Annotated in this window: 20 protein-coding genes and 5 pseudogenes; 6 read left to right on the top strand and 19 right to left on the bottom strand. The window is 63.9% G+C overall.

Going from position 1 to position 20,685, the window contains the following annotated elements; translation table 11 throughout:
- Positions 1-19 precede the first annotated feature (19 nt).
- Positions 20-931 (top strand): hypothetical protein, encoded by a 912-nt coding sequence (locus D3877_RS08605; protein ID WP_147395117.1) that lies wholly within the window; start codon positions 20-22, stop codon positions 929-931.
- Positions 932-1,047: 116 nt separating this feature from the next.
- Entirely contained in the window at positions 1,048-1,230 is a 183-nt protein-coding gene (locus D3877_RS08610) for a hypothetical protein (protein ID WP_147395119.1), read from the top strand.
- 329 nt (positions 1,231-1,559) lie between these two features.
- Here D3877_RS08610 and D3877_RS08615 read toward each other — a convergent pair whose 3' ends face one another.
- The 10 genes and pseudogenes from D3877_RS08615 to D3877_RS08655 all read right to left on the bottom strand — a co-directional run.
- The gene (locus D3877_RS08615; protein ID WP_119830217.1) at positions 1,560-2,447 is read right to left on the bottom strand and encodes a formylglycine-generating enzyme family protein; all 888 of its coding nucleotides are present in this window, start codon (positions 2,445-2,447) and stop codon (positions 1,560-1,562) included.
- The gene (locus D3877_RS29780) at positions 2,444-2,605 is read right to left on the bottom strand and encodes a hypothetical protein (protein WP_158599818.1); all 162 of its coding nucleotides are present in this window, start codon (positions 2,603-2,605) and stop codon (positions 2,444-2,446) included. Before D3877_RS29780 ends, D3877_RS08615 begins: the two co-directional genes overlap by 4 nt.
- Positions 2,606-2,707: 102 nt before the next feature.
- Positions 2,708-6,154 (bottom strand): formylglycine-generating enzyme family protein, encoded by a 3,447-nt coding sequence (locus tag D3877_RS30180; protein WP_199720727.1) that lies wholly within the window; start codon positions 6,152-6,154, stop codon positions 2,708-2,710.
- 33 nt (positions 6,155-6,187) lie between these two features.
- On the bottom strand, positions 6,188-7,171 hold the full coding sequence (locus D3877_RS08630; RefSeq protein WP_199720728.1) for an AAA family ATPase: 984 nt from the start codon (positions 7,169-7,171) through the stop codon (positions 6,188-6,190).
- A complete protein-coding gene (locus D3877_RS08635; protein WP_119830218.1) occupies positions 7,168-9,162 on the bottom strand; it encodes a metallophosphoesterase family protein in 1,995 nt (664 codons plus the stop codon). Before D3877_RS08635 ends, D3877_RS08630 begins: the two co-directional genes overlap by 4 nt.
- A gap of 428 nt (positions 9,163-9,590) precedes the next feature.
- Complete coding sequence (locus D3877_RS08640; protein WP_119830219.1) at positions 9,591-10,478, bottom strand: formylglycine-generating enzyme family protein; 888 nt, start codon at positions 10,476-10,478, stop codon at positions 9,591-9,593.
- Entirely contained in the window at positions 10,475-10,636 is a 162-nt protein-coding gene (locus tag D3877_RS29785; protein ID WP_158599820.1) for a hypothetical protein, read from the bottom strand. The genes D3877_RS08640 and D3877_RS29785 overlap by 4 nt, the downstream gene beginning before the upstream one ends.
- Before the next feature lie 169 nt (positions 10,637-10,805).
- The gene (locus tag D3877_RS31010) at positions 10,806-11,039 is read right to left on the bottom strand and encodes a formylglycine-generating enzyme family protein (RefSeq protein ID WP_420796892.1); all 234 of its coding nucleotides are present in this window, start codon (positions 11,037-11,039) and stop codon (positions 10,806-10,808) included.
- Positions 11,040-11,085: 46 nt separating this feature from the next.
- Positions 11,086-11,277 (bottom strand): annotated as a pseudogene (locus tag D3877_RS08650) (IS3 family transposase); the annotation flags it as partial.
- A gap of 39 nt (positions 11,278-11,316) precedes the next feature.
- Positions 11,317-11,622, bottom strand: a pseudogene (locus tag D3877_RS08655) (integrase core domain-containing protein); the annotation flags it as partial.
- A gap of 100 nt (positions 11,623-11,722) precedes the next feature.
- Here D3877_RS08655 and D3877_RS08660 point away from each other — a divergent pair.
- On the top strand, positions 11,723-12,049 hold the full coding sequence (locus D3877_RS08660) for a hypothetical protein (RefSeq protein WP_119830221.1): 327 nt from the start codon (positions 11,723-11,725) through the stop codon (positions 12,047-12,049).
- Here the strand turns inward: D3877_RS08660 and D3877_RS08665 are convergent.
- The 4 genes from D3877_RS08665 to tnpA all read right to left on the bottom strand — a co-directional run bounded on the left by D3877_RS08665 (position 12,044) and on the right by tnpA (position 14,950).
- Positions 12,044-12,427 (bottom strand): DUF3024 domain-containing protein, encoded by a 384-nt coding sequence (locus D3877_RS08665; protein WP_119830222.1) that lies wholly within the window; start codon positions 12,425-12,427, stop codon positions 12,044-12,046. The two genes, D3877_RS08660 and D3877_RS08665, sit on opposite strands and share 6 nt — an antisense overlap.
- Positions 12,424-14,052, bottom strand: coding sequence for an IS66 family transposase (tnpC, locus tag D3877_RS08670; RefSeq protein ID WP_420796886.1), 1,629 nt, complete (start codon positions 14,050-14,052; stop codon positions 12,424-12,426). The genes D3877_RS08665 and tnpC overlap by 4 nt, the downstream gene beginning before the upstream one ends.
- A gap of 80 nt (positions 14,053-14,132) precedes the next feature.
- A complete protein-coding gene (gene tnpB, locus D3877_RS08675; RefSeq protein ID WP_119830224.1) occupies positions 14,133-14,480 on the bottom strand; it encodes an IS66 family insertion sequence element accessory protein TnpB in 348 nt (115 codons plus the stop codon).
- Positions 14,480-14,950, bottom strand: coding sequence for an IS66-like element accessory protein TnpA (gene tnpA, locus D3877_RS08680; protein WP_119830225.1), 471 nt, complete (start codon positions 14,948-14,950; stop codon positions 14,480-14,482). Before tnpA ends, tnpB begins: the two co-directional genes overlap by 1 nt.
- A 97-nt stretch (positions 14,951-15,047) precedes the next feature.
- On the opposite strand from tnpA, the gene D3877_RS08685 reads away from it, so the two are divergent.
- The gene (locus D3877_RS08685) at positions 15,048-15,491 is read left to right on the top strand and encodes a transposase (RefSeq protein WP_338014597.1); all 444 of its coding nucleotides are present in this window, start codon (positions 15,048-15,050) and stop codon (positions 15,489-15,491) included.
- 131 nt (positions 15,492-15,622) lie between these two features.
- Here D3877_RS08685 and D3877_RS30500 read toward each other — a convergent pair.
- From D3877_RS30500 to D3877_RS31015, 4 genes and pseudogenes are all read right to left on the bottom strand, one after another.
- Positions 15,623-16,461 (bottom strand): annotated as a pseudogene (locus D3877_RS30500) (IS3 family transposase); the annotation flags it as partial.
- Positions 16,462-16,620: 159 nt separating this feature from the next.
- The gene (locus D3877_RS08700) at positions 16,621-17,109 is read right to left on the bottom strand and encodes a toll/interleukin-1 receptor domain-containing protein (protein ID WP_119830229.1); all 489 of its coding nucleotides are present in this window, start codon (positions 17,107-17,109) and stop codon (positions 16,621-16,623) included.
- An 18-nt stretch (positions 17,110-17,127) separates the two neighbouring features.
- On the bottom strand, positions 17,128-18,081 hold the full coding sequence (locus D3877_RS08705; RefSeq protein WP_119830230.1) for a caspase family protein: 954 nt from the start codon (positions 18,079-18,081) through the stop codon (positions 17,128-17,130).
- A 3-nt stretch (positions 18,082-18,084) separates the two neighbouring features.
- Positions 18,085-18,519 (bottom strand): TIR domain-containing protein, encoded by a 435-nt coding sequence (locus D3877_RS31015; protein WP_119830231.1) that lies wholly within the window; start codon positions 18,517-18,519, stop codon positions 18,085-18,087.
- Between the two features lie 287 nt (positions 18,520-18,806).
- Between D3877_RS31015 and D3877_RS08715 the strand changes: the two genes are divergently transcribed.
- Both D3877_RS08715 and D3877_RS08720 read left to right on the top strand, forming a co-directional pair.
- Entirely contained in the window at positions 18,807-20,030 is a 1,224-nt protein-coding gene (locus tag D3877_RS08715; protein ID WP_119830232.1) for an ISAzo13 family transposase, read from the top strand.
- 19 nt (positions 20,031-20,049) lie between these two features.
- A pseudogene (locus tag D3877_RS08720) lies at positions 20,050-20,223 on the top strand (IS630 family transposase); the annotation flags it as partial.
- On the opposite strand, the pseudogene D3877_RS08725 reads toward D3877_RS08720, so the two are convergent.
- Positions 20,204-20,677 (bottom strand): annotated as a pseudogene (locus D3877_RS08725) (IS3 family transposase); the annotation flags it as partial. The pseudogenes D3877_RS08720 and D3877_RS08725 overlap by 20 nt on opposite strands.
- Between the last annotated feature and the right edge of the window lie 8 nt (positions 20,678-20,685).

Raw genomic sequence — 20,685 nt, forward strand, 5'->3', positions numbered from 1 at the left:
CCCACCCATGGAGCACCCCATGTCGGATCGACGCGGCAGCGGCCGCCCCCCTCTTGATCGCATTCCCGGCTCCCTGATGCCGGTCTACAAGCTGTTGCAGGAGCTGATGCCCCACATCCAGGCCAGCCGCAGCCAGAGCGATCTGGCCTTCGCCCTCGGCAAACGGCTGAACAAGCCCACTCTCAGCGTCCCCAACATGCTGCGCGAGCTGAGCGGGACCGCCGAACAGCCGGACAGCATCCACCCGAAATACCTCCGCGCCTTCAAGGAGCTTTACGAGCTGGAGGCGCAGGGCATCACCGACGATGTCCTGCTCCATCCCGACGCCACGGCGCGCGAGGCGATCATCCGCGCCCTGATGGGGCAGCGCTGCTTCGACTGGCTGTGGGCGCAACGAACGGACGAACCGCGCCTGGCCTTCGCGGATCCCCCCGCCAAGGCTCCCGCCGCGCGGCTCGGCCCCAACGGAAACCGTTTCCAGCGTCTCCCCCTGACGGTTGCCGACAATGTTCCAGCGGGCGCCGAGTTCCGCTTCGCCATCGACATGCCCTGGCCGGGTTACGCCACGATCCTGAGCCAGGATCCGACGGAACAGAAGGTCGAGTTGATGATGGCGCCGGGGCGAAGCACCATCCAGCGGCCGACCTTCAGCCTCGACGCCTTTGCCGGCGTTCCCGACGGCCCGCTGCCCCAGGGCCGGAGCGTTCTTCCCGGACGCCTGACCATGGATCCGCCCCTGGGTCTGACCCGAACGATCTTGTTGGCCGCGCGACAGCCCTTCGCCTGTCCCTGGACCCGGCAGCCCCCCAGCGAACTGACCCCGGAACAACTGGCGGCCTTCATGCGCAGCCTGATCCATACGCCCATCATCGTGTCCTGCCTGGAATACCACGTCGTCGACTCCTCGGCCCAAGCGCCGGATGAGTATTGATGCTTGAGAATAATTGACAGTTCGGTTCTATTATTTTCTCCAAAACAACAATCGCGTATTCGCGTATCGGGTTGAGATCTACACTCCATTCAAACCATTTCCCAATGGAGGATGTCATGATCTCAATTCTTCTTTCCATCCTGTCTTCCCCGATCCTTCTTTTGTATTGGGCGCAGGCAGGAACCTATCTCGCGGTGGCGCGGATCGCCTGGCAGGCCGGGCATGTGAGCATGGCCGCTCTCCACGCCATCAGCGCGCTGCTCTACGCGCTGTTTGGCATCGTGGACGCGACAAAATAGTGCCCGCGATCACTGACGACACAATCCGCACCCTTCCGCGACAGCGAGGCCGTCGGCAGTCAACCGGCGGCCTTCGCCGTTTCCAGGGCATGGATCGACCGTTTTTGGCACTGTCTCGGCGAACCCATGTTGCTCTTTACGCCCTCATGTCTCGGGCAGAAGACGCTGTGTCGTGGAGAGCCCCAGGAACACCGATTTCCGCGCGCTCTGCGGGGGCCTTAATGGTTTTGCCCCCCTCCCGCGTCGGCGCTCTCGCCCCTTGGCGCCCCGCCGCTCTGCTTGGAGCGACCATGGATCAAGCCCGTTGCCGCTTCTCACTGGCTGGCCGGTCATGTCTGAAGTCGGGCACACCGAAAGCCAAAGGGGCCATCGCGTACATCTGGAAGGTACCAAACGCGGTTCGCGGCGCGTGCAAAACTTGCTTTGCCCTTCCAGGCCCCGCCGCGAAGGACACGTTTAGCGTCGGGGTTGACCAGGCCACGCGGATTGGTTTCCGACTGCGTCGTGTAGTCACGCCGTCCATCGGCGCACCATTCCAAGACGTTCCCCAGCGTGTCGTGCAGGCCCCAGGGATTCGGGCGCTTGCGGGCGACGGGACGAGTCCCGGCTGTCTCATGCGGGTGCTGCTTCTCCGGCCAGCCCGTGCTGTCCTCGCCATTGTCCAGATCGAAGCCAACCCCGCTGTTCCCGCCATACCACGCGATCGGGTCCAGCGCCGGAGCATTCCGTTCGCCCAGGATTGCGATGTCGCCGCTGTAGAGCGCTGTCGTGGTACCGGCCCGGCAGGCGTGTTCCCATTGCGCCTCCGTCGGCAGCGTCAGATCAAGCCCCGGAACCCGCCCGTTGATCCGGGTCAGAAAATTCTGGGCGTCGTTCCAACTCACCGTTTCCACCGGTCGGTCGGGCGACTTGAAACGACTTGGGTTCTCGCCCATCACCGCTTGCCACAGCGCCTGCGTGCAGGGCGTGTCGAACAGCCAATAGCCACGGCTGAGCGTCACCGCGTGCTGCGGACCTTCATTGTCAAAGCGTCCCGGTTCATCCTCCGGCGATCCCATCAGGAACCGGCCGGGCGGGATCCAGCGCAGACGCTGGGTCACGTCCGCCACCGTTACGGCGACGAACACGCCGTAACGGTCCTGGCCCCATTCGCTCGCCCAATCCGGCGGGTTGCCATCGGCCAGGGGATGCCAGCCCTTGTCGATGACGGCGCTCATGACGCGACGCCCGACAACAGAGGCGACCAACCGGCGAGCCGTCGCCAGGGTTCCACCCAGGCCACCCGCGCACCGAAAGCCAATGGTGGAGTTGTGGCCATCCGGGTGGCGGCCTCGTCGCCGCCATGGACCGGGATGGTGAAGAAACGCAGTTGCATGATCCGTCACCTCACATCCGACAGCCCGGCACATGTTCCGCGACCCCTGCGGGGGGCGTTGATGATCCTCTTGCCCGCCGCCGCTTCCCCCTGGCTAGCCGGTCACGCCTGAACTCGGACGCACCGAAAGCCAAAGTTGCCGAAGCGGTCAACCGGGAGGTTCCAATAGCGGCACGCAGCGCGGGCGATCCGCGCGCGGTCCTTCCAGGACCCGCCGCGAAGGACCCGCTTGGCGCCGACGCTCTCCGGGCCTCGTGGGTCGGTTTCCGCCTCCGCACTGTAGTCCCGTTGCCCATCGGCACACCATTCCCACACATTGCCGTGCATCTCGTACAGCCCCCACGCGTTGGGCGGCAGGCTCGCCACCGGGACCGTTTCTTTGCGGAAAAGCCCCTTGGCGTCGTCGGTATACGGATAATGGCCGTTATAATTGACCTGCTCCGGCGTGATGGCGACGCCGAAGCTGAAGGGCGTCGTCGTCCCGGCCCGACAGGCGTGTTCCCATTGCGCCTCCGTCGGCAGGCTCAACTCAAGCCCCGGTCGGCCCGCGTTGAGCCGCGTCAGGAAGCCCTGAACGTCGTTCCAACTGACGCTGTCCACCGGACGCCGGTCGTCGCCCGTGAGACGGCTGGGATTTTCGCCCATCACCGCCTGCCACAGCGCTTGGGTGCAGGCCGTGTCAAACAGCCAATAGCCCCGGCTGAGCGTCACCGCGTGCTGTGGGCCTTCATTGTCATTGCGCAACGGTTCATCCTCCGGCGATCCCATGAGGAACCGACACGGCGGGATCCAGCGCAGGCGCTGGGTGACGGAATCGCCACCGCCCTCCGGCTCCACCACGATTTCCGTCCACAGGCCGAAACGGTCGCGGCCCAGAGCGTCGGCCCAAGCGGGCCGGGTGATCCGTTCGACGCGCAGCTCCTCGCGATCCGTGCGGATGCGGACAACCGGAGCCTGGGGCCATGGGCAGCGGGCGCCCCCGCCGGTCCCGGACTCAACGCGCAGGACCGCTCTACCCACCGCCCCCCGCGTTCCCCGGCGCTCCGCCAGCCGAGGCAACGCCGGGGCCGTCGGCTCCGCTGCGCCTTCCGGGCTGGCTTGGCTCCCGGCCTGAACTCGGGCGCACCGAAAGCCAATGCGACTGTTGCGGAACCACGGTAGGAGATGATCGCGGCAGGCGACGCGGACGAGCACCGCACCGTTAAACCAAGATCCGCCGCGAAGGATGCGTTTGGCGTCGTAGCTGTTCGGGCCGCGTGGGTCGGTTTCAGGCCGGGCCGCGTAGTCCCGCACCCCATCGGCGCACCATTCCCATAAGTTGCCCTGCATCTCATACAGTCCCCACGGGTTGGGCGGCAGGCTCCCCACTGGAACCGTTCGGGCGCGGTAAAGCCCCTTGGCGCCGTCAGCATACGGGAAATTGCCGTTATAATTGACCTGCTCCGGCGTGATGGTGGTCCCGAATCTGAAGGGCGTCGTCGTTCCGGCCCGGCAGGCGTACTCCCATTGCGCCTCCGTCGGCAAACCCAGAGCAAGCCCCGGAACTTGGTCGTTCAGCCGCGTCAGGAAGCCCTGTACGTCATTCCAACTGACGCTGTCCATCGGATGCCGGTCGTCGCCCGTGAAACGGCTGGGGTTCTTGCCCATCACCGCCCGCCACAGCGCTTGCGTGCAGGCCGTGTCAAACAGCCAATAGCCCCGGCTGAGCGTCACCTCATGCTGCGGGCCTTCGTCGGCCTTGCGCTCCGGCTCATCCTCCGGCGATCCCATCAGGAAGCGGCCCGGTGGAATCCAGCGCAGACGCTGGGTGACGCTTCCGACCGTGAACGTCACCCACGCCCCGAATTCGTCCCACCCCCAGTCCTGCGCCCAGGAGGGCGGTTTCCCGCTCTTCCAGAAGGCGTTGCGGTCGTCTTCGTCCTCCTCGACGAGTTGGATTTCGCCGTTGGCGGTGCGCAGGGTGGTCAGCGGGCTGCCTGGACCGTCACCGGGCGCCTGAAGGACCAGATCGTCGCCGATCTGGCGCAATTCGACACTGCGTTCCGGTTGTCCACCGTCTCCAAGCAGCCTTGGGTGGAAACCCGGCGGCGGCGGCGGGCGGTCGGCGGGGTCGGGGAATGCCTCGGCATACATACGGGACAGGGCGACGCACAGCGCCGTGTCCTCCCGACCTTGGACATCGGCCAGACCGCGCCGACCAAACCGTCGGCCATAGGCAAGGCCGCCGGCATGGTCCGCCAGCGTCGGCAACACATCGATCGCGTGGCGGCGCGCCCAAGGCAGATCATGGTCGCGGATGGCGGCGGGCAGAATCGCCGGGTCGAGCCGCAGCAGTTCCTCCATCCAGATTTCCCGCGCGAGACCGGCGCGGTGGCGGCGCAGCGCCTCGGCCACCGCCGGCGCCAGTTCCCGTTCCTGCTGATGGAAGACCGCGCGCCGCTTGGCGGCGATGTCGGGATCGAGGGCGCCAGCCACGCTCGACCGTCCGGTCAGCGCGCGGTGCTGCCACAGATCGGCCTCCGTCCCGGCGTCCGCCGCCGGGCCAAGCAGCCGACGGATGTCGCGCAGCAACGTCGGCTCCAGCCGGATGGCGGGCGACACCAGGGTCAGCAGCCGTTCGCTCCGCCCGGTCAAGGCGGCGGGATCGGACGGCGACGCCGCTCGACGGTCCCACTCCACCATCGTCCACCAGCGCGCCAGACCGGGCCGCCAGCGCGCCCGTGGGCAGGGGGTGACGGCAACCGCCCGGCAACCCGCCGCCGCCAGCCGCCGACCAAAGGCGATCCAGCGCGCGACCAGCCGCTCTGGATTGCCCGCCAGACAGCCAAGGTCGCCCAGCACCACCACCAGCGTTCCCGACGGCGGCGGACGGTAGGACGCCGGATCGCCGCGCCGGTCGGTGAGCACCGGGTCGTCGAAACCGTCGAAGGCTGTCCCGCGCTCCACCCCATGGCCGGGAAACAGGCCGACCAGCCTGCTCTCCAGCCGGGCCTGATCCTCGTAGAAGGGGACCAGACGCTCGCCGCGATCGGTGATGATCTGCACGCCCGCGCCCCAGCGCCGCCGCAACCGCCGAGGCAGATGATCGAGCAACGCGCCCTTGCCGACGCGGCGGAGCAGCACCGCGATGTCCGGCGCCTTGCCCGCCGTCCTGGCGGCGGCGGCGGCGCGCATCCAGGGCAGCAGCGCGTTCCACGGGGCCAGATCGGTGTGGGCGGCGGGTTTGTCCCAGTCCGGCGGCGGCGGCGGCGGTGGGGGCGGCGGCGGCTCCGCCAAGCTGTTCAGGAACACCCGTTCCGTCGGTTGCCAGACCGGAAGTTCGGCCCGTGGCCTTTCGATGAACTCCAGGGGCGCCGCCGCCGGGGACGCCGCCGCCGGGGGGGGCGGTTGGGCGGTGGGGCGATCCTCCGGGACCCGGCGTGGCCCCGGCTGATAGCCGGTCAGCGCCGCGATCGCCGCCAAGCCCTGCTGTCCGCCGGTGGCATAACCGAGAAGGAGGTCGGCGTAGCCGCAAGCGCCCCGAGGCTGAGGCCGGGTCGGCGCTTTCATGGTGTGGCGGGAATCCGTCATGGGCGCCCGGCGTCAAGCGGTCGTCACGGAATCGGCCTGCTTGCGCAGGGTGTAATCCCGGATGACCGCCAGCATCTTGATGTGGTTGCGGGTCCCCCGCGCCATGCCGAGGACGGCGCGCAGCAGATCAAGATACTCCGCCTGTCCGGGATATGGCCGGATTTGCTCGTGGATCGCCGCCGCCCGATCCGTGTGCAGCAGTTCGGCCGCTTTGCGCAGCAAGGCGACGCTCGCCTGCGGAAAATGCGCCCGTCCGCGCGCGACGAGGAAGGCGGTCAAATCCTCCTTCGTCTCCGGTAGGCTGAGACGCAGAACCAGACAGCGGCGCAGGAAAGCGTCGGGCAGCACCCGCTCCTCGTTGGTGGTGATGACCACCAGGGGAGGGATCCCGGTGGCGCGCACCGGGCCGCGATGCCCGACCGGGGTGAATTCCCGCGCGCCCAAGGCTTCCAACAGCCCGTTGGGAACCTCGGCCTCCGCCTTGTCGATCTCGTCGAGCAGCAGGACGCAACCCTGCCGCCAATCCCCGTCGTCGGGCTGGGAGGGGCGCTCGGCCTGCGCCAACGCCGCCTGCGCCTCAGCGTTCGTCCAATCGAAGGCCCACCACAGCGGGCCGGGGTGCAGGAAACGTTCAACCGCCAGGTCAGACCGCGCCTTGGCGATGTCGTCGCGGAGCGCGCCGGCGAGTTGCGCCTCGGCCAGCCGTTTCACGGCGTCAAAGCTCCACATCAGATCGCGGGATTCGGTGTGGGAGTCGATCACGTGCTTGACGAAGGCGCGCCCCAGCGCCGTAGCGGCGGCGCGCGCCAACTGGCTTTTGCCGACGCCGGGTTCGCCCCGCACCAGAAGGGGCCGCCCGGCGGTGATCGCCGCGTTGATCGCGTGGATCTCGCGCGCCCGGAGCAAATGGACCCGATCATCCTGGCCGCTCTGGCCGACGAGTTCGACCCGACGGACGGCGGTCGGAGATGCGGGGGCGGGGATGAGGTCGGTCACGCGTCGTTGTCCTGGAAATCAAGAAGATGGCGGATGTTGTCAAACCGATCCTGATCACGAACCACGTCGCCAGCCAGTTTGATGACGCCCAATCCGGGATACGCGGTGGCGATCCGCTCCAGGAACTCTTCATCGTGGCCATCGCTGGCGTTGCAGATCATGAAGATTCTTGTTCCTTGCTTTTCAAGGAAGTACGCGATGCGTTTGCGGATCGACCCATCCTTTTCCGCATCGGATTTGTCGAAAATCTCCGAAGAAACGCCAAGGCGTTTCATCAGATCGTGACGAACCGTATCGAGGTTCTTTTGACAAAAACCTTGCTCCGGCAAGTTGGATTCGGCGGCGTAGGAGGAGGATGGCCAGGCCAATGGATCCTTGACCGGGTGGAATTTGGGTTTGCGAACGTCAATTCCAGCCATGACAATCTCGGCAAAGCATTTCAACCCGGCGGGCAGCGGCAGAACGGCACCGATGTCGTTGTTTTCCCAGGGGCCGCAATCAACCGCATCGCTCACAACATGCAGCCAGGGCAACAGCCACGCACTGGTTTGCACAATGGCCCGGCGGGCGGAGGAGTCGCCACGGTGGCTTTTTTGGATGTTTTTGTAGGCCCGCGTCAGCCCATTCACCGCCTCGTCAAACGGAAGATTGTTCAGCAGATGATCGCGCAAACGCGCCGCCCGGTCGTCGGGCGCCCCCGTCGGCCCAGCAGGACCGGCGCTCGCCAAACCAATCGCGGTCTCCAGCGCGCTCATGGCGGGGGGAGAGACCGCCAGAATGTCGGCCATCTCCTCCTTCATGTCTTGAAAGCGCTGCTCCCGCGACGGGGATCGCGCATCGGCGGCGCCTTGAGCGCCCGCGCCGTCACCCTTGCGGGCCGGACCGACGTCGCCGCTCGGCGTGTCCCCTCCCCCAGGGTCGCCCGTCCCCTCGGTTGCGGTCGGCGACCGCGTCAGCCCCGCAGGCAAGGCGACGTCAAACCGCCCGTCCTCGCAACTGTCCGTGTCCTTGGCCCAGCGGGTCTTGCTGTCGTTCCAGCGACGCAGATGGACAACGCCGCGCCCGGCATCCAGATCGAGCGCCACGAAATTATAGGCGTTGGTGTAGCGCGGATTGTTGGCGACCCGCCCGTCGAAGGCCGCTCCCGCCGGCACGATGAGGCACTGCCCATCGGTGCCCATCTCGTGCCGAACCTGGGGGCGATGCTCATGGCCCCAGAGGATGATGTCGGCCTCGTCCTTGAGGCGCGATTCCACGCGGGCACGATCAAACTCCGCCAACCATTCAAACGCGTGATGCAGGACGACGATGCGCAGATCGCTGTCGGCGGTCGCGGCCAAGGCGTCATGAATCTGCGGTTCGCCGACCACAAGATGGCCATGGTCGCGCACTTGGCCATCCACCTTGTTGCGGGCGCACATCCAGGCCGAATTGAAGCCCAGCAATGCCACCGACCGACCGGCGAGAGTCAGGCGCTTCACGCTGGCGTAAGCCGGGCTTAGTTGGCCGGTGTATTGGGTGACGAAGTCCGCATACGCGCGAAACGGCCGTAGCACGTGCCCGAGGCGTTCCGCATCGCCTAGCCATTTTTGGACGTCCGCGTCCTTGGTCAACGGCGCTTGGAGTTCCGCAGACAAGAAATCCTTGATCGCTCCCCGATCCAGGTCATGATTGCCGGGCACCAGAAACAGCCGGTCCGGCGACAAATTCAGAAGGTTCAGAAGCGGTTTGAACAGCTGGTCGCGGATCGCCGCCAATTCCGCTTCCGCGCCGTTGTGAGCGGCGTCGCCGCTGAACACGACGAAGTCAATCGACTCAAGGCGCGGATCAATGCCGCTGCGGCTCTCGATATCCGCAAGCAGCTTGTCCCGCAAAACCTTCCGGTCGAAATTTACTCCACTCTGATGCCAATCGGACAAGTGCAGCCAGGAAATGTGGTTCATGGTCAGAAATGCGCCCAATTGGTACGTGGTGGACTCGATGATACTCATTTTTCCAGTTTATTTTATATATTTTTCTAAGTTATGAACTGCCGGCGAGTGAATGACGGAGCAACAAAAACGTCACATCGATGGGCTGTGGAAAAGATTTTTGGTGAGAGAAAATCTGCGCCAGAATCTCACCTTTCCGCGACAGCGAGGCCGTCGGCGCCCAGCCGACGGCCTTCGCCGTTTCCAGGGCATGGGCAGACCGTTTTTGTCACTGTCCCGACGAACCCATGTTGCGTTTTACGCCCTCATGTCTCGGGCAAAAGACGCCGTGTCGCTGAACGTCCCGGGGGCACCGGCTTCAGCGGCCCCTGCGGGGGGCCTTGATGGTCCTATCCCCTTGCCGCGCCGACGCTCTCGCCCCATGGCGCCCCGCCGCTCCGCTTGGAGCGACCAAGGGGCAAGCCCGCCGCCGCTTCCCCCTGGCTTGCTCACGGTTGAACTCGGGCGCACCGAAAGCCGATGAAGTCGTAGCGGTCATCCGGGTGGTACCGATTGCGGCACGCGGCGCGGGCGTACCGCGCGCTGTAGAACCAGGACCCACCGCGAAGGACGCGCACGGCGACGGCGCTCTCCGGGCCGCGCGGGTCAGTTTCCGGCTGGGCCGTGTAGGTCCGTCGCCCTTCGGCGCACCATTCCCAGACGTTCCCCAGCGTGTCGTGCAGGCCCCAGGGGTTCGGACGCTTGCGACCGACCGGACGCGTCCCCGCTGTCTCATGCGGGTGCTGCTTCTCCGGCCAGTCCGTGCTGTCCACGCCATTGTCCAGATCGAAGCCGACTCCGCTGTTCCCGCAATACCATGCGATCGGATCCAGCGCCGGGGCGTTGTTTTCGCCCAGGATTGCGATGGCGCCGCTGTGCAGCGCCGTGGCGGTTCCCGCGCGGCAGGCGTGTTCCCATTGCGCCTCCGTCGGCAGCGCCAGATCAAGACCCGGAAGCCGACCGTTGATCCGAGCCAGAAAATCCTGGACGTCGTTCCAACTCACCGTCTCCACCGGGCGGTCGGGCGACTTGAACTCGCTCGGGTTGGCGCCCATCACCGCCTGCCACAGCGCTTGCGTGCAAGGCGTGTCAAACAGCCAATAGCCCCGGCTGAGCGTCACCGCGTGCTGTGGGCCTTCATCGTCGTAGCGTCCCGGCTCATCCTCCGGCGATCCCATCAGGAACCGGCCCGGCGGGATCCAGCGCAGACGCTGGGTGACGTCCGCGACCGTGAAGGCGACGAAGACGCCGTAGCGGTCCTGGCCCCATTCGCTGGCCCAATCCGGCGGGTTGCCGTCGGCCAGGGGATGCCAGCCCTTGTCGATGATGGGGGTCATGGTGCGACGCCCGGAAACAGAGGCGACCAACCGGCCGGCCGTCGCCAGGATTCCACCCCGGCCACCCGCGCGCCGAAAGCCAATGGTGGAGTTGCGGCCATCCGGGTGGCGGCCTCGTCGCCGCCATGAACCGGGATGGTGAAGAAACGCAGTTGCATGATCCATCACCTCACATCCGACAGCCCGGCAAATCTTCCGCGCCCCTTGCTGGGGGCCTTGATAATCCTCGTCCCCGACCGCGTCGGCGCTCTCGCCTCATGGCGCCCCGCCGCTCCGCTTGGGGCGACCAAGGGGCAAGCCCGCCGACGCCTCCCCCTGGCTTGCCTGTCACGCCTGAACTCGGGCGCACCGAAAGCCGACGTAGTCGCTGCGGCCAACCGGGGGGAACCGAAGGCGGCACGCGGCGCGGGCGCTCCGCGCGAAGTTGATCCAGGACCCGCCGCGAAGGACGCGCTCGGCGAAGACGCTCTCCTGGCCGCGCGGGTCGGTTTCCGGCTCCGCACTGTAGGTTCTTTTCCAATCGGCGCACCATTCCCACACATTGCCGTGCATCTCGTACAGCCCCCACGGAACGTGTCAACGATTATGAGACGGGCCGATTTGCGATTTAGGCTTGGATGATTTCCGGCTTTTGGGGTGGATTGATCCAGGCTTCGATTGGCTTGGCGGGCGGTTCGGGCCTTTTGCGGACGAACCGTTCTGGATTGCTGCGAAAGACGCGGTCGAGGGTTTCCTGCCGGGCGGCATACACGGCGTCAGCTTGCCCGTAATGGACCTGATCGGGGGTCATCAAGCGGATGGAGTTGCCCTGGAAAAGAGGAGAGCCTTCGGCTTTTGGCTATGCGGCAGCCTCGAAATCGCATGGGCTTTTGTAGCCAAGCGCCGAATGTCGCCGCACAGGATTATAGAACCCGTCGATGTAGCGTCCAATGGAGATTTTAGCGGCTGATCTGGACAGGAAAATTGTTCTCCAGATAAGTTCAGCCTTCAGCGTCTTGAACACAGTTTCAACCATGGCGTTGTCGTAGCAATTCCCCTTTCCGCTCATTGATATGACAAAGCCGCCATCTTTCAGTATTTTCTGATAATCCGCAGAGCAATATTGGCTCCCACGATCCGAGTGATGAACAACGTCCTTCGGGGGACGGTGCCTCACCATCCATCAGTTTACGAAAGAAAGCTATTGACGGCAGGAATCGGCGTGTGATTCGAAGAGTCCGCTTTGATTTTTGCGGACGGCGACGATGGACGGGGTCACAGGTATCGCGGCTGGCATCGCCGTGGAGTTGCAGCGGCTTCTTCCCGATCAGCGCAAGACGCAGCGGGCGAATCTGGCGCTTCTGGTGGCGACGATGCTGGATGTCCGCAGCGCCAATCTGATGGCTCTGGCGGCCGGGCTTCTCCGCGATGTCGCGCGGATCGACATGCGTTATCAATGGATTACACGGGTTCTGATGAACCGGCTGATCAATCCGGACGCAGTGATGGCCCCGTTCGCCCGCGAGGTTCTGTGCCGACTGAGCGATGACGGTCGTATCGCTCCGGTGAGCGCCGCGAGGATGGTGCTATAGGGGATGCAAGATCCCATCGGTTTCCAAGATTTTCAAGGCTTCGGTCAGCGACACGTCGCGATAGAGGCAGTGCCACGTTCCGGTATGGCGGAACCATTGGATATCGAAGCGGTCGCGGCCCCTCCAGTCGAGGCGGGCGAACGGGCTGTCGAACTCGTCCCCGAGGTTCTCTGGAAAGCCGGATCGATAGCGTTGCAGGAAGCGATAGCGGTTCCCGTGCCATTTGCCCGAGATGTCGATGGGATAGTTGAACGCGGTCGGGCGGATGATTGGCAGGAACCGGGGCTTCAGCACCTCGTCGATGAAGTTCTGGCAGGCCGCAACGATGGCGGCCTTTTCGGAGTCCGATGGTCCGGCGGAGCGACGCGGAGACGTCATGCGACAGCCTCCTTCAGCCCCGCCGCCGGCCGCCAGTTCCAGGGCAACAGGTCGTGGAGCCGGGTCTGTGGGATGTCGGCGATGCGGGCGAGAACATCGGCGAGCCAGGCCTGGGGATCGACGTCGTTCATCTTGGCCGTGGCAATCAAGCCGTAGAGGATCGCCGCCCGCTGGCCGCCGTGATCGGAGCCGCAGAACAACCAGGCTTTCCGGCCCAGAGCGATGCCGCGCAGGGCGCGTTCGGCGGCGTTGTTGGTGAGGCACAGGCGGCCGTCGTGCAGGAAGCGGGTGAAGCCGTCCCACCGCTTGAGCATGTAGTCCATCGCCTTGGCGACGGGGGCATGGCGGGAAAGCCGGGTGCGTTCGGCCCGCATCCAGGCTTCCAGTTCGGCCACCAGCGGGGCGCTCAGTTCAGTGCGCACGGCCAGCCGCCGGTCGGCCGGCAGCCCGTTGATCGCGCGCTCGATGTCGAACAGCCGGTCGATCCGGGTCACCGCCTCCAGCGCCATCGGGGAGATGGGCGGGGCGTCCTTGCCGCGCCGGGCGGTGGCGGCGATGTCGGCCAGCACGAAGAATTTCCGACGCGCATGCGCCCAGCAGAGGACGTCGCGCACCGGGCTGGGGGTGCGTCCAGGATCGTAGAGCCGGTTGTACCCGGCATAGGCGTCGGCCTGGAGGAGGCCGGTGAAGCCTTCCAGATGGCGTTCGGGATGCTCGCCCCGGCGATCCCGGGAATAATAGAACACCGCCGCCGGCGGGGCGGGGCCGCCGAACGGCCGGTCGTCGCGGACGTAGACCCAGGCGCGCGCGGTGTCGGCCTTTCCCTTGGCCAGCACCGGCACGGTGGTGTCGTCGCCGTGCAGGCGTTCGGCCGCCAGGACATGCGCTTCCATCAGGTCATGCAACGGCTTCAGCGCCGCGCAGCCGGTTCCAACCTGGTCGGCCAGCGTCGACAGGCTCAGCGGGACGCCCTCACGGGCGAAGCGCTCGGCCTGCCGGTTCAGCGGCTGATGTTGGCCGAATTTCTCGAACAAAATCATGGCCAGCAGGCTGGGACCGATCCAGCCGCGCGGAGTGACGTGGAACGGCGCCGGCGGCTGGCTGATCGTCGCGCAGGACCGGCAGGAGAACTCTTCCCGCACGGTCTGGATCACCTTCCACTGACGCGGGATGCTCTCCAGCGTTTCGGTGACGGTCTCGCCCAGCTTGCACAGTTTGTCCGAGCCGCAGCACGGACAGGTGGCGGGAGCCGGCACCACGACGCGCTCGCGCGGCAGATGCGCGGAGAACGGCTGGCGCGCGGGTTTCTTGCGGGGCAAGGCCGCCAGGGTGCGGGCCTTGGCCGCCGCCCGTTCGGCCGCCGCCTCGTCCTCGCTCGCCGTCGCCTCGAGCTCTTCGAGCTGAAGTTCCAGTTGGTCGAGCAGCCGGGTCTTGCGCTCGGAACGCTGCCCGTAAAGGTCCCGGCGCAGCTTTTCGATCTCCAGCTTCAGATGCGCGATCAGGGCGTCGGCGCCGGACGCTTTGGCCACCGCCCAGGCGGCTTCGGCTTCCGCCACGCAGGCCCGGGCCTCGGCCGCGGCCAAGGCGGTGCGCAGAGCGGCGATGTCGTCCGGGATGGCGTCCATGGCCGCCATTTTACGATGAAACGGCCCAGAGTTGATGGCTTTCCGGCCTTGGACCCGCCGCCTGATTCATCGTGCCGCAGTCATCCGGCGGCTTCGGGACGCCAGGTCTTCTGGGGCAGGCGCCAGTCGATTCCTTCCAGGAGATAGCCCATCTGTCCCAGGCTGATCGCCACCACCCCGTCGGTCGGCGAGGGCCAGAGGAACCGGCCACGCTCCAGCCTCTTGGAAAACAGGCACATGCCTTGGCCGTCGTGCCAGATCACTTTGATCAGGTCACTGCGGTGCCCCCGGAAAATGAACAGATGCCCGCTGTGCGGATCGTGCCCGAGGACCTCCTGGACCTGGAGCGCCAGACCGGCCCAACCCCGGCGCATGTCCGAAAAGCCCGCCGCCAGCCACACCCGCGTTCCGGGCGCCGTCGGCGCCATCACGCCCCCAACACCAACAGAACCCGCCGGAGCGCCTCGGCGTCGACATGGCGATCGACCCGCAGACGGTGCCCGCCCGACAGTTCGATCTCGATCACGCCCTCCGCCGGCACCGGCCCGCCCTCCACCGCGGCCGCCGGGGCCGGGATGGAGGGCGGAGCGATGGAAGCCTGCGTTGGCGGCGACAGCGCGACCGCCGCCACCTCTTCCTCCGTCCGGACGACCACCGCTAGGAAGCTAGCCGGCGCCGCTTTGGACGTTCGCGTCCGGCCGCGCGTGACCAGCCCCTGCGATTGTCGACGCCACGTGTAGAGCAGGCCGGTGGAAATCCCGTAGCGCCGCGCCACCGCGCTGCCCGAGGATCCCGCCCGCTCCATCTCCGCCACGATCGCCAGCTTCTGGTCGACGCTCCAGCGCCGACGCCGCTCCGGCCCCGGCAAAATCTCAGCCTTCGATACCGATCCCGTCATAAGTGCGCTCGTAAGAGGTGGTTCGCAAAAACACCCCAGACAAGACAGCGAACCGCGATGCCTTCAAGGCGGCCCTCGCCGGATAGATACGGACCTTATCTCTTTGTGTCAGGAGCAAAATTGGGACTATCGCCTGCGGCTGAAAGGCAATCTCGTTGTTCGCGACGGCGCTGAGCGGCACACCACCGGCGAACTGGCGGCTGCCCGCGTCTTCACTCTAGAGAACGTGCAATTGACGGCGAAGAAGGCGACAACCAATATCGGCATCATCCACGACCCGGATCATGACGAGCCTTGGATCGTCGCCATACCGAGCGTGCCGGGCTATCTGAAAACACTGGATTATTCGAACCGGTGGGCTATCGAGCCGATGTTCTCCGATTTCAAGTCGCGCGGCTTTGGCGTCGAAGACACCCAGATCCAGCGTCCCGACCGTCTCGCCCGCCTGTTGCTGGTGATGACGCTGGCGCTCTACACCGCCGTGTCGACCGGCCAATGGGACACAGAAACCAATCCGACACCCGCCGAAAAAAAGACCTGAAGCACCGCCCGAAGAAGGTTGCACGCTCCAAAATGTCGCTCTTTACCAGAGGCTTGCGCTGCATCACACGCCTCATCCTCAACGCGCTGCCGTTGCCACCGCTCTGGAAACAAAAAACTGATGGATGGTGAGGGACGGCGCAAAGCGATGGCTCTTCGCAGCGCGCTTATCGCCAAATCTTTCTTCATTCGGTCGCTCGTGGCCTAACCGATGATCCGGCGGGAATGCAGATCCACCACGATGGCGAGATACAGCCAGCCTTCGGCGGTCCAGATGTAGGAGATGTCGGCTCCCCACTTTTAATTTGGCGAGGCAGCGCTGAAATCCTGATCCAGAACATTCGGCGCGACCGGGCCGCCATGGTCGCTGTCGGTCGTCTTCTTGTATCGTCTTTTTTGCAGCGCTTTCATGCCGTTGTCCCGCATCAGGCGGGCGATGCGATGGCGACCGCCGCTCACACCGTCAGCCTTCAACTCAGCATGCATTCGAGGAGAGCCGTAGGTTTCATGCGATAGAGCAAAATGGTTTCGGATGTGAGCGAGCACGATCATGTCGTCGTATTGACGACGACTGGGTTGGCGACGTTTCCAGGCATAATATCCGCTCATGCTGACCCCAAAAAGACAGCAGCCGCGATGCACCGGTATTTCAGCTTTCTTCGCGTCGATGGCTTCATAAATCATCGACTTGTTTCCTTGGCGAAGAAGGCCGCCGCGTTTTTTAAGAGGTCCCGTTCCTGACGGAGAATTTTATTTTCAAGCCGAAGCCGTGTCAGTTCCTTTTGCACGTCGTCGTGAGGACCAGACAGAACATCGGCCTCTTTGAATTGGGTTTTCCACCGCGTCAGCGTCGACTTGCCGATCCCCAGATCACCGGCGACCTGCGCCACAGTCCGACCGCTCGTCTCGGTCAGCCGCACCACTTCACGCTTGAACTCTTCCGTAACTTTCCGCTGTTTGGTTGGGCTCATGGAGGCCTCCTGATCCGCGTTGTTGTCTCAGAAGGCTCTCCACTTTTCCAGGGCAACTCCACTTCGGGGATAAGGCGCTGGGGTGGAAAGCTACTGGCCTGCCTGTGTGAATATAATGGTTGCGAACAGCGTGCTCTCCAATCAGCTTTTAGAGTATTCTTATTGCCCCAGTTGCCTCTTCAGAGTTCTATGAAAATCGGCGACGTCCCGTGGAGCGCTTTTGTTGAAGATTTCCATGCTTTCTGTTAGTTTTTCCACTCGGCGCCTACTATCAAATGTTTTGATGTGCCTAGCATATAGGTCGATATCTTCCGCAGTTCGCAGAAAAGGCCACTTTTTTAGGTAGCTGGGAATTGTCGGAACAGTCTGCGTAACGAAGGAGGTGATTGTGAAGTCCTTCTCCATTGCGACACCGATTTCCCATGGCACCCACCATGAGTTTTGCGTCGCAGAAGAGACGACGGCCATCAGCTGAGTGCATTCCGTCATACGGCTACGAATATAATTGCTGAGATCCGGGCCATCCTTAACCTCAACAGGATCGATGACATCCAGGTAGCAGTCCACCGCGTTGGTTCGCAGACGTTCGGCAATTTTCCCAGCAGCTAGAGAGTCTTCGCTTTTGTGCGATATGAATACCTTTGGCATGGTGAAATTCTCCTTAAACTAGATGCATTCGCCCTCAACAAGTCGCCGGTAGTGCTCCCCAAGGACGGTGAGCTTGCATGACTTGCTTTCCATTGCCGCGTGATACATATGCGGAGCGCCAACAGGTACCAGGAGATTTACCCTGTTGTATTTCTGGAGTACCGCAAACTTTTCCGTGTTGCTAGGGTTCGGGCAATCGCTTTCAGGCTCGTAGGTGGGGTCAAGTGGGAACTCAAAACCAGGCGTGGGAAAGAGTTCGGTAAAGCGGTGGAGGTCGGCCAAGCTGATCGGCGCTTGGACCTTACGAAGGGAAACGAAGCTTTTGACGTTAGTCTTGAAAACGGGGCGCTGTTGCCAGGGTCCTAGAGACTGGTCGATGTGAGCATAAACGGAACCTGGAGTAACGTCGCCGACCAAATTCCCTGCCGCTCCGCTAAGGGCATCCACGAACAAGTTTGTGAATACGCCTGCGCCATTCTTCTCGCTGGCATATTGCTCCGCTGTCGAAGCAGTAAGAATGGTTATACCCTCGGACAAATCGGCGTGCTTCTGATTACTCAGGTCGTTACCAGCGCATCCCGAGTGGCAACTGTCTAAGACGACAATCCGGTTGCGCGCGGGCGATCTGTTTGCTAGCGTCATCACTTCGGCCAATGCCAAACCATCATCGCCAGCTTTGCAATCACTCGCGCATAGGTAGCCACCCGTGGTCTCTATGTAACCATGGCCAGCAAAATACAGTAGCGCGGTTTCTATTTGGTCTGCAAAGAGTTCGCGCACGGCTTCCTTCAGCTGTGTTCTTGTGATCGCGTCATCAGAGCCGGTTCCCGTGAGGATCTTCACCCCGAAATTGACCGTGCCGTCACTGTTTCGTTCAAGCACGCTCTTAACGCTGTGAGCATCGTTCACACACCCGTGGAGGCCGGAAATGTACTGATAATAGTCAACTCCGATAATGAGTGCTTTACGCATACGTCAAATTCCCCTGTAAAGGTCCCAGATTCCCTGAGCGACCGATTTTGAATTCCATCCAACTGTCAATCGGGCCGCGCGTTGGACCACGGAAGCAGTGCGTATCTGGCTCCAAGGATCAACACCTAGGATGGGTTTATTGTACGCATTCGAGCCGTCAATTTCTTTTTGAATCCATTTACTGTAATTGGCGTACATGCCCGTTGGAATCATGACGACGTGGCTACGAGCGATCTTTGCATAAATCGCGTCCTTTAAAGCCCTATCTGTTGGAGCATTGTAGATTGGGTCGCTCTTAGGCACCGAGAAGTCCAAGAAATTTACTGAAGCTTGCCCAAAGCTCCAATTAGTCTCAAAGATCCACTCCGCGAGCTTTTCGTAGTGACCTGAGTATGACCATGAGTGGCTAATGAAAATGTGAAGTTGGTATGTGCTCATACGACTTGCCCCAGAAGTGGATAAACACAAGCACGACACAAGGCAAATACCACACCGCTGAGCAATCGTCCATTTAGCATCGAGGGTCTTTGAGGAAAAAACAACCGAGCCGCGTAGGCTGAGCGGAATCGGCGCACAAACAAGTCAGTTGGAGTGACACCAGCCGTTTGTGTGCATAGATGGTCAAAGCTACGCCCTAAGGGCTTTGGCCAAAACAACAGAATCGGATGGTCACAACTGCGGGTAGGCGATTCTCAGGCGTGGGCTGAGCGGTTAGACTCTGCGGCATGATTGATGAAGCTGAGATCCGCCGCCATTACCAGCTGCTGCGCCCGGATCTGGACGAACGCGGGCGGCGGCTGTTCGCGGCCACGCAAGTGCGTGCGCTGGGCCATGGCGGGCTGGCCGCGGTGGCGCGGGCCACCGGCATAGCCCGCAGCACCATCGGCCGGGGGCTGAAGGAGCTTGATGCGGGCACCGCGCGTGACCAGCGGGTCCGGCGGCCGGGCGGCGGGCGCAAGAGGCTGAGCGACACCGATGCCACGCTGGCGCAGGATCTGCTGCGTCTGGTCGAACCGGCGACGCTCGGCGACCCGATACGGCCGCTGCTCTGGGTCTCGAAGAGCGTCGCGAAGCTGGCGGCGGCGCTGCGTGACCTGGGCCACCGGGTGTCGGCCAACACGGTTCGCCGTCTGTTGCGCACGCTCGGCTTCAGCCGACAAGGCAATTTCAAGGCCAATGAAGGGCGCAGCCATCCCGACCGCGACGGCCAGTTCGAGCACATCAACGCCCAGGTCCTCGCCTTCCAGGCCGCCGAGCAGCCGGTGATCTCGGTCGATACCAAGAAGAAGGAGTTGATCGGCAACTTCAAGAACCCCGGCACCGACTGGCGCGCCAAAGGGCGTCCGCGCCGGGTCAACGGCCACGACTTCGCTGACAAGACGCTGGGCAAGGCGATCCCGTACGGCGTCTACGACGTCACCGACAACAGCGGCTGGGTCAGCGTCGGCATCACCCACGACACCGCCCAGTTCGCCGTCAATGCCATCCGGCTGTGGCTGGAGAAAATGGGCCGCGCGCGCTATCCCAGCGCCAAGCGACTGCTGATCACCGCCGACTGCGGAGGCTCCAATGGGGCGCGGGTGCGGCTGTGGAAGCGCGAACTCCAGGCATTGGCCGATGAAACCGGCTTGAGCATCCAGGTCAGCCACTATCCGCCGGGCACCTCGAAGTGGAACAAGATCGAGCACCGGCTCTTCTGCCAGATTTCCCAGACATGGCGAGCCCGCCCGTTGACAAGTCGCCTCGCCGTCGTCGAACTGATCGCCGCGACCACCACCAAAACCGGCCTGACGGTCGCCTGCGAACTCGACACCACCGACTATCCCAAAGGGCTGAAGGTGAGCGACGCCGAAATGGATGCCATCGCCCTCACCGGCGATGACTTCCACCCAGAGTGGAATTACACCATCTCGCCTCGACAGCCAAAGGGAGCGGTTGTTTTGGCGTAAGCCCTAATGAATTATAGTGCGCTTCAAATCGGCCTATCTCTTCGGGGCGGTCTGCCCGGCCCGAGACACCGGAGCCGCCATCGTCATGACGCGCGCCAACACCGAGGCGATGACCCTCATGCTGGAGGAAATCAGCCGCACCGTCGCTCCCGGCGCCCATGCCGCCGTCGTCATCGACGGGGCAGGATGGCACTGGTGATGTCCCAGGACCAGACCTGGTTGGGAGCCTGCGCCAGCAGCTCAGGTTTCTTGTAGACCGGATGGCGGAGTTGATCCCGCCGTTCTCGGATCTCGCCATGGTCGGCCAGCAGACGGTACATGGTTCGGATGGAGCAGTGATAGACGCCTTCGTCGAGCAAGGTGGCGTAGACTTCCGCCGGAGCCAAATCGACAAAGCGCGGTTCGCGCAGAAGGTCGAGCACCGCTTGGCGCTCTTGGGGATCAAGAGCGCGCGGTGGACGGGGACGCCGCCGGGCGACCGTGGCCGGAGCGTCGCGGCGGGTCCGATGGCGATGGACGCAGGACCGTGACACGCCAAGCGCGGCGCAGACGGCGGTGGTGAGACCGCCGGACGGCGCCATCGCCACGACCGTTTCCCTCATGGCGTTTCGTCGCCGTCGGACGTCGCCAGGGTTATCCCCAGCAGGGAAGCCAC

This window comes from Azospirillum cavernae (assembly GCF_003590795.1).
Classification (GTDB): domain Bacteria; phylum Pseudomonadota; class Alphaproteobacteria; order Azospirillales; family Azospirillaceae; genus Azospirillum; species Azospirillum cavernae.

Excerpts from the sequence above, each read along its gene's own strand:
- D3877_RS08605 (WP_147395117.1), top strand. The coding sequence starts at position 20 with ATGTCGGATCGACGCGGCAGCGGCCGCCCCCCTCTTGATCGCATTCCC.
- D3877_RS08610 (WP_147395119.1), top strand. The coding sequence starts at position 1,048 with ATGATCTCAATTCTTCTTTCCATCCTGTCTTCCCCGATCCTTCTTTTG.
- D3877_RS08615 (WP_119830217.1), bottom strand. The coding sequence starts at position 2,447 with ATGAGCGCCGTCATCGACAAGGGCTGGCATCCCCTGGCCGATGGCAAC.
- D3877_RS29780 (WP_158599818.1), bottom strand. The coding sequence starts at position 2,605 with ATGCAACTGCGTTTCTTCACCATCCCGGTCCATGGCGGCGACGAGGCC.
- D3877_RS30180 (WP_199720727.1), bottom strand. The coding sequence starts at position 6,154 with ATGAAAGCGCCGACCCGGCCTCAGCCTCGGGGCGCTTGCGGCTACGCC.
- D3877_RS08635 (WP_119830218.1), bottom strand. The coding sequence starts at position 9,162 with ATGAGTATCATCGAGTCCACCACGTACCAATTGGGCGCATTTCTGACC.
- D3877_RS08640 (WP_119830219.1), bottom strand. The coding sequence starts at position 10,478 with ATGACCCCCATCATCGACAAGGGCTGGCATCCCCTGGCCGACGGCAAC.
- D3877_RS29785 (WP_158599820.1), bottom strand. The coding sequence starts at position 10,636 with ATGCAACTGCGTTTCTTCACCATCCCGGTTCATGGCGGCGACGAGGCC.
- D3877_RS08660 (WP_119830221.1), top strand. The coding sequence starts at position 11,723 with ATGGACGGGGTCACAGGTATCGCGGCTGGCATCGCCGTGGAGTTGCAG.
- D3877_RS08665 (WP_119830222.1), bottom strand. The coding sequence starts at position 12,427 with ATGACGTCTCCGCGTCGCTCCGCCGGACCATCGGACTCCGAAAAGGCC.
- tnpC (WP_420796886.1), bottom strand. The coding sequence starts at position 14,052 with ATGGACGCCATCCCGGACGACATCGCCGCTCTGCGCACCGCCTTGGCC.
- tnpB (WP_119830224.1), bottom strand. The coding sequence starts at position 14,480 with ATGGCGCCGACGGCGCCCGGAACGCGGGTGTGGCTGGCGGCGGGCTTT.
- tnpA (WP_119830225.1), bottom strand. The coding sequence starts at position 14,950 with ATGACGGGATCGGTATCGAAGGCTGAGATTTTGCCGGGGCCGGAGCGG.
- D3877_RS08700 (WP_119830229.1), bottom strand. The coding sequence starts at position 17,109 with ATGCCAAAGGTATTCATATCGCACAAAAGCGAAGACTCTCTAGCTGCT.
- D3877_RS08705 (WP_119830230.1), bottom strand. The coding sequence starts at position 18,081 with ATGCGTAAAGCACTCATTATCGGAGTTGACTATTATCAGTACATTTCC.
- D3877_RS31015 (WP_119830231.1), bottom strand. The coding sequence starts at position 18,519 with ATGAGCACATACCAACTTCACATTTTCATTAGCCACTCATGGTCATAC.
- D3877_RS08715 (WP_119830232.1), top strand. The coding sequence starts at position 18,807 with ATGATTGATGAAGCTGAGATCCGCCGCCATTACCAGCTGCTGCGCCCG.